This window comes from Candidatus Pelagibacter sp. Uisw_134_02, from assembly GCF_047720265.1.
Lineage (GTDB): Bacteria > Pseudomonadota > Alphaproteobacteria > Pelagibacterales > Pelagibacteraceae > Pelagibacter.
In genome coordinates this window covers 1,081,548-1,094,141 of sequence record NZ_CP159813.1, presented here as the reverse complement: position 1 = coordinate 1,094,141, position 12,594 = coordinate 1,081,548, and the positions used below count along the sequence as shown (strand labels likewise).

General features: G+C 28.4%; 15 protein-coding genes. 7 read left to right on the top strand and 8 right to left on the bottom strand.

The window, feature by feature from the left end; genetic code table 11:
- Positions 1-2 precede the first annotated feature (2 nt).
- A complete protein-coding gene (locus ABXT56_RS05985; RefSeq protein WP_415299802.1) occupies positions 3-815 on the bottom strand; it encodes a sulfurtransferase in 813 nt (270 codons plus the stop codon).
- 1 nt (position 816) lies between these two features.
- On the bottom strand, positions 817-1,260 hold the full coding sequence (msrA, locus tag ABXT56_RS05980; RefSeq protein ID WP_415299801.1) for a peptide-methionine (S)-S-oxide reductase MsrA: 444 nt from the start codon (positions 1,258-1,260) through the stop codon (positions 817-819).
- Between the two features lie 35 nt (positions 1,261-1,295).
- On the opposite strand from msrA, the gene ABXT56_RS05975 reads away from it, so the two are divergent.
- Both ABXT56_RS05975 and ABXT56_RS05970 read left to right on the top strand, forming a co-directional pair.
- Positions 1,296-2,180, top strand: a complete 885-nt coding sequence (locus ABXT56_RS05975; RefSeq protein ID WP_415299800.1) for a DMT family transporter — start codon at positions 1,296-1,298, stop codon at positions 2,178-2,180.
- The gene (locus tag ABXT56_RS05970; RefSeq protein ID WP_415299799.1) at positions 2,173-2,808 is read left to right on the top strand and encodes a DNA-3-methyladenine glycosylase family protein; all 636 of its coding nucleotides are present in this window, start codon (positions 2,173-2,175) and stop codon (positions 2,806-2,808) included. The genes ABXT56_RS05975 and ABXT56_RS05970 overlap by 8 nt, the downstream gene beginning before the upstream one ends.
- Here ABXT56_RS05970 and ABXT56_RS05965 read toward each other — a convergent pair.
- Both ABXT56_RS05965 and ABXT56_RS05960 read right to left on the bottom strand, forming a co-directional pair.
- Entirely contained in the window at positions 2,795-3,091 is a 297-nt protein-coding gene (locus tag ABXT56_RS05965) for a DUF1330 domain-containing protein (protein WP_415299798.1), read from the bottom strand. The two genes, ABXT56_RS05970 and ABXT56_RS05965, sit on opposite strands and share 14 nt — an antisense overlap.
- On the bottom strand, positions 3,092-3,985 hold the full coding sequence (locus ABXT56_RS05960) for a hypothetical protein (RefSeq protein WP_415299797.1): 894 nt from the start codon (positions 3,983-3,985) through the stop codon (positions 3,092-3,094). It lies immediately after the preceding gene.
- A gap of 30 nt (positions 3,986-4,015) precedes the next feature.
- Between ABXT56_RS05960 and ABXT56_RS05955 the strand changes: the two genes are divergently transcribed.
- Complete coding sequence (locus tag ABXT56_RS05955; RefSeq protein WP_415299796.1) at positions 4,016-4,552, top strand: phosphoribosyltransferase; 537 nt, start codon at positions 4,016-4,018, stop codon at positions 4,550-4,552.
- A 33-nt stretch (positions 4,553-4,585) separates the two neighbouring features.
- Here ABXT56_RS05955 and ABXT56_RS05950 read toward each other — a convergent pair whose 3' ends face one another.
- A complete protein-coding gene (locus ABXT56_RS05950) occupies positions 4,586-5,878 on the bottom strand; it encodes an NCS2 family permease (protein WP_415299795.1) in 1,293 nt (430 codons plus the stop codon).
- A gap of 130 nt (positions 5,879-6,008) precedes the next feature.
- Between ABXT56_RS05950 and ABXT56_RS05945 the strand changes: the two genes are divergently transcribed.
- Entirely contained in the window at positions 6,009-6,314 is a 306-nt protein-coding gene (locus ABXT56_RS05945) for a hypothetical protein (RefSeq protein WP_415299794.1), read from the top strand.
- A 38-nt stretch (positions 6,315-6,352) separates the two neighbouring features.
- Here ABXT56_RS05945 and ABXT56_RS05940 read toward each other — a convergent pair whose 3' ends face one another.
- Together ABXT56_RS05940 and ABXT56_RS05935 are read right to left on the bottom strand one after the other, a co-directional pair.
- Positions 6,353-6,799 (bottom strand): Hsp20 family protein, encoded by a 447-nt coding sequence (locus ABXT56_RS05940; protein WP_415299793.1) that lies wholly within the window; start codon positions 6,797-6,799, stop codon positions 6,353-6,355.
- Between the two features lie 97 nt (positions 6,800-6,896).
- Entirely contained in the window at positions 6,897-8,972 is a 2,076-nt protein-coding gene (locus tag ABXT56_RS05935; RefSeq protein ID WP_415299792.1) for a S9 family peptidase, read from the bottom strand.
- A 17-nt stretch (positions 8,973-8,989) separates the two neighbouring features.
- Here ABXT56_RS05935 and ABXT56_RS05930 point away from each other — a divergent pair, with 17 nt between their 5' ends.
- Entirely contained in the window at positions 8,990-9,496 is a 507-nt protein-coding gene (locus ABXT56_RS05930) for a molecular chaperone DnaJ (RefSeq protein ID WP_415299791.1), read from the top strand.
- Here the strand turns inward: ABXT56_RS05930 and ABXT56_RS05925 are convergent.
- Positions 9,493-10,458, bottom strand: coding sequence for a glycosyltransferase family 9 protein (locus ABXT56_RS05925; protein WP_415299790.1), 966 nt, complete (start codon positions 10,456-10,458; stop codon positions 9,493-9,495). The genes ABXT56_RS05930 and ABXT56_RS05925 overlap by 4 nt on opposite strands.
- 50 nt (positions 10,459-10,508) lie before the next feature.
- Between ABXT56_RS05925 and ABXT56_RS05920 the strand changes: the two genes are divergently transcribed.
- The gene (locus ABXT56_RS05920) at positions 10,509-11,393 is read left to right on the top strand and encodes a dihydrodipicolinate synthase family protein (protein WP_415299789.1); all 885 of its coding nucleotides are present in this window, start codon (positions 10,509-10,511) and stop codon (positions 11,391-11,393) included.
- Positions 11,394-12,581 (top strand): class I SAM-dependent methyltransferase, encoded by a 1,188-nt coding sequence (locus ABXT56_RS05915; RefSeq protein WP_415299788.1) that lies wholly within the window; start codon positions 11,394-11,396, stop codon positions 12,579-12,581. It begins immediately after the preceding gene.
- Positions 12,582-12,594 lie beyond the last annotated feature (13 nt).

The following is a 12,594-nucleotide window of genomic DNA, read 5'->3' as shown; positions in this document are numbered from 1 at the left end:
ATTTAAAATTTTCCGTATTCACTCCATGAACCGTCATAAATTTTAGGCATATATTTATTATTTATTAAGGAATAAGCAAGAGCCAAAACTGAAGCAGTAACACCAGAACCACAGGTAAATGTAATGTTATTATCAAGTTCACACTTAGTTAGTTTAAATTTTTCAAGAATTTTTTTTCTATTAATAAATGTATGGTCTTCATTGATAAGATCAGAAAAGGGGAGACAAAAAGAATTTTTTATAGAGCCACTTCTTAACCCTTTTCTTAGTTCTGGGACTTTTCCCTCGAATCTTTCTCTACTTCTTGCATCAATAACATTAAACTTATTAAAATTAATATTTTCCTCAATTTGTTTTTTATCTTTTACTAATTCTTTTTTTTCATTAGCTATGTAATTAGAGCTAATAGTATTTGTTAAATTATTTACTGTAGGTTTTTTTTCATTCATCCATTTCTTTAATCCACCATCTAGCACATGAACTAAACTTGGATCATGTCCAAAGTAAATAAAATTATACCAACATCTGCAAGAACTTATTACATCAGAATTATCATAAATTATTATTTGGTCCTCATTTCCAATTCCCATATATGATACAATTTTTTCCCAAGATTTAATATCAGTTAACATGTGAGGTAAATCAGTATCTGTTTTAGAATTTTTATCTAGGTCTAAAAATATTGCATTCTGAATATGTAGTTCTTGATATTCTTCAAAACCATTTCTTTTTGTTTGGGGCATGTGCCATGAACAATCAATAATTTTTACTTTATCTAAATTTTTTTCTAACCAATTTGTATCGACCAATGGCATATTATCTTTTTTCTAAATATCTCTGATGGTATTCTTCTGCTGGGCAGTAATTTTTTAATAAAGAGGATTTTGTTACAACTTTCCCAGATAAACTTGAATTTATTTTTTCTATTGTATTTTTTGAAATTTCTTTTTGTTTATCATTTAAATAAAATATTTCACTTCTGTATTGTGTTCCAAAATCTGGTCCTTGTGAATTTAGAGTTGTAGGGTCATGAATTTCAAAAAAAAAGTCTAAAATTTTTTCATAAGATATAATTTCAGGATCAAAGTCTAATTTAACAACTTCTACATGATTTGTATTACCAGTACATACTTCTCTATAAGTAGTTTCCTTGCTGTCACCACCACAATAACCCACTTCAGTTTTGATAACTCCTTCAAGTTTACTAAACTTAATTTCTGGCCCCCAAAAACACCCCAAACCTAAAACTGCTATTTCCATTGCTTATCCTTTAATTTAATCTACAAATTATTCTTATGCTTACTAAAAATCAATCAGGCTTTTTGTACATGTTTATGTCGGTATGTGCATTTTCTTTTATGGATTTAATAGTTAAATGGTCTGAACATTATCCTTTAGGTCAGGTACTATTTTTCAGAGGTTTTTTTGGAGTAGTTATCTACTTTTTTATAATGCCAAAAGATAGGATTAAAAATTTTTATCTCACAAAAAGGGCAGGTTTACATTTTTTAAGATGCTTATTTGGATTGATAGCTTTAATTGCAATATTTATTGCACTAAGAAACTTGCCATTAGCCACAGTAGTTAGCATTTCTTTTGCTGCTCCTATATTTACTACAATTTTTTCAATTTTTTTTTTAAGTGAGAAAGTTGGATTTTATAGATGGCTCGCTGTATCGATCGGTTTTATTGGAATTATTATAATAACCGAACCTGGTTTTGGTGCCTTAAATATATATTATATCTTTCCGATTATTTTCTGTTTAGGTTTATCTTATGTTGCTATCGCCATAAGGCAGCTATCTACAACAGAACCAGTTTGGCTTATAGCTCTTAACTTTTCAATAGTTATTACCTTAGCAAGTTTATTTACAATTCCTTTTGGCTGGGTTATGCCAAGTGTCCAAGATTTAGTTTTATTATGTATGATTGGATTTTTAGGAGGTTTTGCAAATTTATGGTTAAGTCAATCTTTTAAGTTATCTGAAGTTTCTCTTGTATCACCATTAAAATATTTAGCATTAGTTTTTGGAATAATTTTTGGATATTTAATTTGGGACGAAATCCCTACGATAAAAACATTGCTTGGTGCATTACTGGTTGTAGCCTCTTCTTTAATTATTCTTAGAAGAGAAATTTATCACAAAAAAGAAATACCATCTACTACTAGACATGAGTAAAAAACCAAAATATTGGAATACTGCAAAGAAATATTTATCTAATAAAGATAAAGTGATGTCTTCATTAATTAATAAATATAAATCTCCATCAGAAGCTGTGCTTACTTCTAGAAAAGATATATTTTTTTCACTATGTAAAAGTATTATTGGACAACAGATTAGTGTTGCTGCAGCTAATTCTGTTTTTTTAAGATTTAAAAAAAAATGTAAAAATAAGATTAATGTAAAAGTAGTTTATAAACTTTCTTCTTCTCAACTTAAAAGCTGTGGATTAAGTAGACAAAAAGTAAAAGGAATAAAAAGTTTAGCAAAGCAAATATTAGACAAATCATTTAATCCTAGATTAATTCCTAAAATGTCTGACGAAGAAGCTATTATTTATTTATCTCAACTAAGACAGATTGGAAGATGGTCAGCCGAAATGATATTATTGTTTACTTATAATCGTTCAAATATTTGGCCTATACAAGACATTGGTCTTTTAAGAGCAATTTCAAAAAATTATAAAAAGAAATATTCACCACACGAATCTTATGTGAGGTTATTAAACAAAAGATTTTCTCCTTATTGCTCAGTAGCAACTTGGTATTTGTGGAGAAGTATAGACCCAGAACCTATTCAGTACTAAAACCTTGAATAATTTGTAGGTTTCTATCAGTAGTATCTTTGGCCAGTGCCCAGCCTTTTTGGTATTCTTCCGAATTATGACATTTTATTGCACTTTCATAATCTGGAAATTCCCAAATTACTGTTCTTGAAAAATTTTCTCCTTCGAGACATTCATACTCGCCACCTCTAACAAGGGGCCTTCCTCCAAAACTTTTAATAATAGGAGTTACCTTAGCAGAGTAATTTTTTAAATTATCCTTACTATCAATTTTTTTATATAAAGCTATCCAATATCCTTTCATTTATTGATCAATCCAATCCTTAAATTTTTCTTTATTTTTTTGAATATAAGTGGGTAATTTATTTATTTCAAATTTTTTAAGGTCACTTCCATTACCAATTTTACTAACAGTTTTATCTACTTTCAAGTCATATATAGCTTTTTTATTTTTTATAATTTTATCTATTTCCTCAATAGAAAGTGGTTGTTGATCAAATTCTCTATGATGCAAATAAGATTTAAATTTATGCTCAATTTCTTTAGCAGTTTTTATATTTGTAAAATGCCACCCACCAGCATCGATATATTTTATACTTTTATATTTATTTTTAGAAAAAATAATATCAATTCTGTAAAATGAATATTTGCGATCCTTTATATTTCTTAACCACTGAGGGTTAAGTAAATTTTTTTTTCTACAACCTTTTGTACCAGTCCACACTAAATTAGGTAAATACAAATTAAATTTATAATAAAACATGTCTTGTTTAAATAAGACTATCTTTTCATTAATTTTATCAAAATTTATATCTAATAAATTTGGAATTTCATCAACATCAGATATTAATATCATATCATCTTGCTGCGCGAATCTTAATCCTTTTTCAATATGATTTCTCTGTCCATTTTCCCTATAAATTGCATTAAGAATATATTTTCTTGATTTTTCATTTTCAGTATCGTCAGGATGAACTGTTTCAATTTGTTCTGGTTCTTGCTCATAAATTAAATAGATAATTTTATCTTTGAATTTTTCAAATTTTTTATGATTGAATTTTAAATCTCTAAGTTCACCTTTATGAGTAAATTTGCTTTCTACTATTACAAAATAATCAACAAATTTATTTAAGGTATTAAGCCTTACATCTAATACCATCTCTTCATCAAAATACATAAAGCAATCAAATATTTTCATAATTTTTTAGTCTTTTATATTTTCATTTATATGATAAAAAATTTTATGGCTGATAAATTAATTATCACTTTTGATGAGTATACAAAAATTGTTGAAAAACTAGCAATAGAAATTCATAAAAATTATAAGCCTACTGTTTTGGTGGGAATTATGAGAGGTGCCGCACCCATACTTGATATTCTCTCTAGAGTTTTAAAGTTACCAATCGCGTATATTGTTATTCAAAGCTATTCTGGAGCTGGAATGGAGGACAAACAAGGTCAATTGATGTTTGCCAGAGAAATTAGTTCTTTAGCTGAAAATAAAGATTTTGATAGAGTTTTATTAGTAGATGACCTTTCTGATACAGGATTAACTTTGAATAAAAGTATTGAATGGCTGAAAAATTATGAACCAACAAAGAAATTTATAAATGAAGTTAAAACAGCATGCTTGTGGAAAAAAAAATCATCAACATTTGAGCCTGATTTTTGTCCTGTAAAACTTGATTCAGATCCGTGGATTGTACAGCCAACCGAACACTATGAAGAATTATCTATAGAAGAAATAATTAATAGAAATAAATAGGGCTGGATATATACCAGCCCTAAAAATTAATTTTTAAGCAACCACAAAACTTATAAGACTAAGTATTGCAATCACCCATATTGCTGGTGAAGTACTTGAAAACTTACCAGTAAATAATCTAATTAAAGCATAAGAAATAAATGCTAAAGCAATACCATTACTAATACTATAAGTAAAAGGCATGGCAATCATTGCAAGTACGGCTGGCCCAGCTTCTGCTATATCATCCCATTCTATATCCGATATGTTTCGAACAAATAAAGTGGAAATATAAATTAGTGCTGCAGCATCAACTTCTTTTGGTAGAGATGTTGCAAGGTCACCAAAAAATAAACATAGCAAGAATAGTATACCTATTACAAGTGAGGTCATTCCCGTTCTTCCACCCGCTTTAATACCTGTTCCACTTTCTATATAAGTTGTGACAGTTGTAGTACCTAGCATGGAACCTGCAACAGTAGATACACTGTCTGACAACATAGCTTTATCGATATCTTGTACATTTCCTTTGCTATCAACTTTTCCCGCAACATTAGCTACTGAAGTTAAAGTTCCAGCTGTATCAAAGAAATCAACAAAAAATAAAGTAAAAACAATTGTTGCCATTGATGCACTCATAGCAGCACCAAAATCAAAGACAAATAAATGAGTCATTGGTTTTATTCCACTAACAGCACCTCTGAATTCAGCCCAACCACTTAGCCAAGCAATGACACTGAATACAAGTATTCCAATGATAATGTTCCCTTTAATTTTCATTTTTTCCATTACAATCATTGAAATGAAAGCACCAGCCCCACAAAGTAATAATGGATTTGAAACATCTCCTAATTTAAAAATTGTTGCATTTCCAGAAGGAACTTGAAGACCCATTAAATTAAATCCAATCACAGCCAAAAACAATCCTATCCCAGCACCAATTCCAAGTTTTAAACTTTTTGGAATAGAATTTATTAACCATGCTCTGATTGGAGTTAATGAAATAATTAAGAATAACACACCAGCAACAAATACCGCACCGAGTGCCTCTGCTGGGCTGTAACCTAATGTTCCACAGACAAAATATGCAACAAATGCATTAATTCCCATTCCTGGTGCAAGACCTACAGGCCAGGTTTTTGCGTAAAAAGCTGCAATAAAGCATGCTATTGCGGCTGCAATCGCTGTAGCAGTAAAAACTCCACCGAAGTCAAAACCACCTTCACTAAGTATTAATGGATTTAAAAACATGATATAAGCCATTGTTAAAAATGTTGTTACACCGGCAATTACTTCTGTTTTAAAATCCGTCTTATGTTCTTTATAGTTAAAATATTTTTCTAACATTGACCCTCCTAAGATTAGATTCTGTATTATTAGATTCTCACAGAAAATACTCCTAAAAACACAGTGTTATCAACATAATTCAACTAATAAGTTTATATTTGTGCCACATTTCACATGTTAAAATCAGAATATGGATAAAGTGAGATTTATTTTATTAGGCTTTTTTCTTTTAATTCTAGCATCTGGATGTCAAACTATTAAGCAAAAAACAGATGCGATTGTTGAAAAAGAAAACAATAAACTAAGCCAGTATATTGGTAAAACTTCTAGTAACTTGCAAATGGATTTAGGTAAACCTGATGAAGATTTTAAAAACGAAAAAGGTAACACAGAGCTAGTTTATAATTCAAAAAAATATCTAGTGACGTGTGAAAGAAGATTTGAAGTTGACTCTAATTTTATAGTTATTGGTTTTGTATCAAACGGATGTTTTTAACGTCTGTGGGGAAAAATCCCCACAAGCAAGGTGAATACTTATTTAATTTCAATAAGTTTTTTCTTCTTATATTCGGGCACAATTCTTTCACATGCTATTGTCAAAAGACCATCTTTTAACTCAGCACCATTTACCCTCACATCCTCTGCAATTGTAAATGATCTCGCAAATTGTCTTTGTGAAATACCTTTGTGAATAATTTCACCATTATTAGATTTTTCATCTGATTTATTAATCTGCTTAGTTCTTACAGTTAATAAATTATCTTCAAACTCAACTTCAACATCGTTTTTATTAAAACCAGCTAAAGCAACTTCAATGGCATAGTTGTCTTTACCAGTTTTTCTGATGTTATAAGGTGGGTAATTAGACTGCATGGTTAATCCTCCGTTACCTAACATATTTTCAAATTGGTCAAACATATCGTCAAATCCAATTGAAAATGGCCTTAGAGTGTTAAATATAGATAGATCCCTACTTGACATAGTTTCCTCCTTTATTAGCAAGGTTAATTTAATAAGTCCCATCAGGCGACTTGAGAATATATTTATGAACTATATTAAAAATTTCAAGATGTAATTACTAAATTTTTTTTGCAATCTTTAATGCAAATGCGTAATCAAGTGCAATTTCTTCGATAGCACCATCTCGCCCGGATTTACCACCATGACCGGCATTCATCTCAGTTTTTAAAAGTAATAAATTATTGTCAGTTTTATAATCTCTAAGTTTAGCAGTAAACTTAGCAGGTTCATCAAACAACACCCTATTATCACTCAAACTAGTTGTAATCAGCATATGAGGATAATCCATTTTTTTTATATTATTATAAGGAGCATAAGAATAAATATAATCAAAGTGATCTTTGTTTTCTTTTGCATTTCCAAACTCATCAAACTCACCAACTGTTAAAGGCAAAGAATGATCTAAATTAGTTGTTAAAGAGTCCACAAAAGGAACCGCCATTATTATTCCCAGAAATAATTCTGATGCTTGATTAACAACTGCCCCCATAAGAAGACCTCCAGCAGAACCACCCATTCCAATTATTTTATTTTTTGAGGTATATTTTTTTTCAATTAAATATTTTGCTGATGCAATATAATCCTTAAAAGTATTCTTTTTATTAAGTAGTTTTCCCTCTTTCCACCACTTCATACCTCTTTCCATTCCTCCTCTAATATGAGCCGTGACCCAGATAATATCTCTATTTATTAAACTTAATTTAGTAGTAGAAAAACTTGGACTCATTGAACTTCCATATGAGCCATAACCATAAAGCAACAAATGTGCACTTCCATCAAGTTTAGTATCTTTATGCCTTGTAATTGTAAGAGGCACCAACCTTCCATCATGAGTCTCACAATCGACTCTTTCAACAATATAATTATCAGGGTTATGTCCAGAAGGAACCTCTTCTTCCTTTACCAGCTTTTTTTCTTTTGATCTTAAATTATAAGAATAAGTTTTTCCAGAAGTTTTAGGAGATGAATAACCCAAATAAACATTGTCTGTATTTCTATCTCTTTGAGCCAAGGACAAACCAGGAACAAAAACTTTTTCATCTGAAAAAATTAATTCTTCCTCTATTTGAGTTGTAATATTTCTTACAAATAATTTATCTAAAGCATTTGAAGTTTCAAATCTTATTATCCAATCATTTAAAAATGTTAGTCCACCAATTAAAACCTCTTCTTTTGAAGGTATAAATATTTTCCAGTCTGGTTTTTCTAAATTGTCAGCAACATCAATTTTAAAGTCTTCAGCATTTTCATTTGTGTGGTTATAAAATTTTCCATTCCAAGAATTAACAGAATAAAGTATTCCTTTCTGTCTTTCTTTTATTAATTTAGGTTTTGGTTCTTTTTCATCAACACTAAAGTAATATTGTTCAGAGGTATTATGGTCAGAGGTGTTAATAAAAAAATATTTGTCATCTGAACTTAGACTAATTCCAACTGTAAAAGCTTCACTTTTTTCTTCAAAAATTATCTTATCATCTTTAGTATTTGTTCCTAATTTATGTCTATAAATTTTTCTCGGTCTATGATTTTCATCTAACTTTGAATAAAAAATATATTTATCATCCAAACTAAAAGTTATGCTTCCTGATGTTTCTTTAATTTTTTCAGTAACTAATTTTTTAGTTTTAATATCTCTGATATATATTGTGTAGTACTCAGAACCTTTGGTATCTAGAGAATAACTTAAATATTTATCATCGAAGCTAACTTCAATATCACCAACACCAAAATATTCTACATTGAGTTTTTCTTTTTCTTCATCACCATTCCAAATTTCTTCAACATCTTTAGTGCCAATTTTTTTTCTTAATTTAATGGAATAGTTTCCATTCACAGTTGTTTTTGTCCAATATTCATAATCAAAATCTTTAAATGGGATAGATTCATCATCTAATTTTATTCTACCTTTGATTTCATCAAATAGTTCTTTTTGAATATTTTTAGTATCTGTTAAATGAAAGTCAGTATAGGAATTTTCTTCTTCTAGGTATTTTCTTACCTCGAGATTTAATTTTTTACTATCTTTTAAAACCTCCAAAATATCATCTTGATGTATCCAGCTATAATTATCTTCCCAACTAGTATTATGGTATGTTTTTATTTCTGATTTTTTTTTAAGTTGTGGTATTTTCATGAGAACAAAATAAATATATGAATATAATCATTTATACACTAGTTATTTTTGGAATTATTTACTTTTTACTAAGATTATTTTCCAACATATCATCTAACAAAATATCTAAACATTTAAGGAAAATAATTTTTATTGGATCAATAATTTTAGCTGTAATACTAGCTGTAGGAGGAAAGTTTTTATTAAGTATACCTCTAACTTTATTAGGCTTAGCTATAGTCAAACTAAAAGGATTGTCAATTTTTCAATTAATTGGTTTATTTCGTTTAATTCAAACACTTAGAAGATCAGGAAGATTTTCATTTCACCAGAACAAAAATAACAAAAACTCTTCAACATTATCTTTAGAAGAGGCTTATAAAATTTTAAACCTTGATATAAACAAACGGGTTACAAAAGATGATATTAATAAAGCTTATATCAAGATACAAAAAAGAATTCATCCAGATATTTCACCTGAAACTGCGAGACTCTCAGTGATAGTAAATGAGGCAAAAGAAACTATATTAAAAAATATTTCTTAATTTAAAATTTTATCAAATTGTACAAAAATTTTACTTGCACTAATTCTATTTTTTCCAAGAGTATTATGGTTTACGGTTGTTTCACCATCAGGTAAAATGGGGAACATGTTAGAGCTATAATTTCCATATAATAGAGGAGTGTCAGCCATTAAAACAATTGTTTTAATGTTTACACCTGAAGAGAGATGACTAAAACTAGAGTCATTACAAATTGAAACATCACAATTTTTTATTATTGGCAATATTTCATATAGACTCAAATCATCTAAAGCATAACACTTATCTTTATATTTAGTATTAAGTATTTCTTTTAAAATTTTTTGCTCTTCTTCATTTTTTCCTGTGGCTAAAAAAAACTTACACTCATATTTTTGAGTAACTAAATTCATAAACTCAATAAAAATTTTAGCAGGAATTCTTTTAGTTGGTCCAGACCCACCTATACCCAATAGAATATTTTTTTCATTTTTATTGATTTTGTATTTTATTTTCGCATTTTCTATAGATCTATGATTTAATGGAACTCTTGGATCACTTACTACATCAATATCTAACTTTTGTTTTATAAACTCTTTTGCAGTGTTAGTTATATGTTGATTTTTTTTTGTAAATAGTGGGTATTGATAAATATCTTTAATTCTAGCAACTCTTGCAATTAAATTAAATCTGAGAGATGAATTGAATATAAAAATTTTATCGAAATTATATCTTTTTAGATCTTTTATAAGATTATATGACCCAATAATTCCATCATGGCGTCTATTTTTAAATTTATTATCACGATCTAAAATAATGATTTCATGAATATTTGTACTGTTTTCTAAAAATTGTGTAGCTTTTGTACTTTCTTTTACAAGGATACTTACTGGTACACCAAACTTTTTAGCTATTGCCTCAATATAAGGTAAAAAGATTACCATATCACCAATACCCATTCTATTTTGTACTATTAAAATTTTCATTTTTTGTTTTATAATCTTTACTAAATTTAAATTTTATATAAGTTTTTAACATGAGTAAAATTAAAGGCATTTATGCGGCATCAATGTCATTATTTAATAAGGACTTAAGCCTAAATATTGAAAAAACTATTAGACATGCAGAAGAATTAATTGACCAAGGTTGTCATGGAGTTGCTATTTTTGGAAGCACAGGACAGGCTCAACTTATATCTGTAGGAGAAAAAATTAGCCTCTTAAATCAATTATCAAAAAGCCAATATAAAGATAAATATTTAATTGGAACTGGCCTAAATTCATTAAACGAAACTATTAATTTGATGAGTATAGCCTCATCTTTAAATTTTAATAATTTTTTAATTATGCCCCCTGCTTATTATAAATATGGTGATAAAGATGTGATTGAGTTTTATTCAAAAGTGGTTGAAGCAGCGCCAGAGAGTAAAATTATTTTATATAATTTTGAAAAACTGTGTGGTTATAAATTTAGCATTGAATGTGTTGTAGAACTTGTTAAAAAATTTCCCAACCAAATAGTAGGAGTGAAAGATAGCTCATATAATCTTTATGAGAATTTAAAAATAGATAACTTTTCTATTTTGCCAGGAGCTGAATCAAAATTATTAAAAGGTTTAGAGTTAGGGTGTACTGGAATTATTACTGCAACCTGTAATGTAACCGCAAGTTTATCAAGAAAAGTTTATAATGACTTTATTGGTAAAAAAGAACAAACTACAAATGAAATGCTATGTAATGTCAGAAATACTTTTGAAAAATTTAATCTAATATCTGGATTGCACTCTTTTATGTCTGATAAAGATGAAATTTACAAAAATGTTCTACCACCAGTCAGGCTTTTAAGTGAAAAAGATAAACATAAACTAATAGAAGAACTTAATAAATTAAATTTTACGTTGGGATCTTTAAGGGCAGCATAAATGCAATTAGCAAGGTTTTTGAATAATACATTTAAAAATGATGGTTTTATTTTAGTTGATGCTGATTCAAAAAAATACATTATAGGTTCTCCTAAACAAAAAATACCAATTACACTTAAAATTTTAAATAAAAAACTTCATTACAAGTTACTGTTTCGTCCAGATCTATATTTTGGAGAAGCTTATTCTGACGGAGATGTTATCATTGAAAATGGAACACTAACTGATTTTTTAGATTTAGCTCTTATGAATATTGGAAGAGGAGAGTTAAATTTTTTTAGTCAATTTTTAAATAAATTGAGTGGCTCATATAGATATTTGACAAATTTTAATTTTATAAAAAAATCTAAAATGAATGTTGCTCATCATTATGATCTTTCAGATGAATTATATGATTTATTTCTAGACTCAAAAAAACAATATTCATGTGCGTATTTTAAAAATAAAGATGATACTTTAGAAGATGCTCAAAATTACAAAATACAACATATTATTAAAAAATTAAATATACAACCAAATCAAAAAATTCTTGATATTGGTTGTGGATGGGGATCATTAGCCTTCGATATTGCGAAGAGTAAAAATTGTGAAGTGACAGGAATAACCTTATCAGAAAATCAATTTGCTTATTGTGTAAAAAAATCCAAAGAACTTAACTTAGAAAATCAAGTTACATTTAAACTAATAGATTACCGCGAATTAGATGAAAAATTTGATAGGATAGTGAGTGTTGGAATGTTTGAGCACGTAGGAAGAAAGTTTTATAAAAAATTTTTTAAACAAATAGAAAAATTGCTAAATAATGATGGTGTTTCTTTAATACACACTATAGGCTCTGTTAATCCACCAAGGGACCCTCATCCATGGGTAACAAAGTATATTTTTCCAGGAGGTTATACACCAAGCTTAAGCGAGGTAACTACACCAATAGAAAAAGCAGGGTTAATAGTATCGGATATTGAGGTACTCAAACTACATTATTCTCACACATTAAGACACTGGAAGGAAAACTGTATAAAAAATAGAGAAAAAATTGTTGAAATGTTTGATGAAAAATTTTTCAGAATGTGGGAATTTTACCTTGCAGGGTGTGAAATTGCTTTCAAATGGGGCGATCAGGTTGTGTATCAATTTCAATTAACAAAAAATTATACATCTACACCTATCACAAGAGACTATATTTATTAGTAATATATTGATA

Bases quoted from the DNA above. Each gene is read 5' to 3' on its own strand.
- msrA (WP_415299801.1), bottom strand. From the start codon at position 1,260: ATGGAAATAGCAGTTTTAGGTTTGGGGTGTTTTTGGGGGCCAGAAATT.
- ABXT56_RS05920 (WP_415299789.1), top strand. From the start codon at position 10,509: ATGAGTAAAATTAAAGGCATTTATGCGGCATCAATGTCATTATTTAAT.
- ABXT56_RS05935 (WP_415299792.1), bottom strand. From the start codon at position 8,972: ATGAAAATACCACAACTTAAAAAAAAATCAGAAATAAAAACATACCAT.
- ABXT56_RS05915 (WP_415299788.1), top strand. From the start codon at position 11,394: ATGCAATTAGCAAGGTTTTTGAATAATACATTTAAAAATGATGGTTTT.
- ABXT56_RS05930 (WP_415299791.1), top strand. From the start codon at position 8,990: ATGAATATAATCATTTATACACTAGTTATTTTTGGAATTATTTACTTT.
- ABXT56_RS05955 (WP_415299796.1), top strand. From the start codon at position 4,016: ATGATAAAAAATTTTATGGCTGATAAATTAATTATCACTTTTGATGAG.
- ABXT56_RS05985 (WP_415299802.1), bottom strand. From the start codon at position 815: ATGCCATTGGTCGATACAAATTGGTTAGAAAAAAATTTAGATAAAGTA.
- ABXT56_RS05925 (WP_415299790.1), bottom strand. From the start codon at position 10,458: ATGAAAATTTTAATAGTACAAAATAGAATGGGTATTGGTGATATGGTA.
- ABXT56_RS05970 (WP_415299799.1), top strand. From the start codon at position 2,173: ATGAGTAAAAAACCAAAATATTGGAATACTGCAAAGAAATATTTATCT.
- ABXT56_RS05945 (WP_415299794.1), top strand. From the start codon at position 6,009: ATGGATAAAGTGAGATTTATTTTATTAGGCTTTTTTCTTTTAATTCTA.
- ABXT56_RS05965 (WP_415299798.1), bottom strand. From the start codon at position 3,091: ATGAAAGGATATTGGATAGCTTTATATAAAAAAATTGATAGTAAGGAT.
- ABXT56_RS05975 (WP_415299800.1), top strand. From the start codon at position 1,296: ATGCTTACTAAAAATCAATCAGGCTTTTTGTACATGTTTATGTCGGTA.
- ABXT56_RS05940 (WP_415299793.1), bottom strand. From the start codon at position 6,799: ATGTCAAGTAGGGATCTATCTATATTTAACACTCTAAGGCCATTTTCA.
- ABXT56_RS05960 (WP_415299797.1), bottom strand. From the start codon at position 3,985: ATGAAAATATTTGATTGCTTTATGTATTTTGATGAAGAGATGGTATTA.
- ABXT56_RS05950 (WP_415299795.1), bottom strand. From the start codon at position 5,878: ATGTTAGAAAAATATTTTAACTATAAAGAACATAAGACGGATTTTAAA.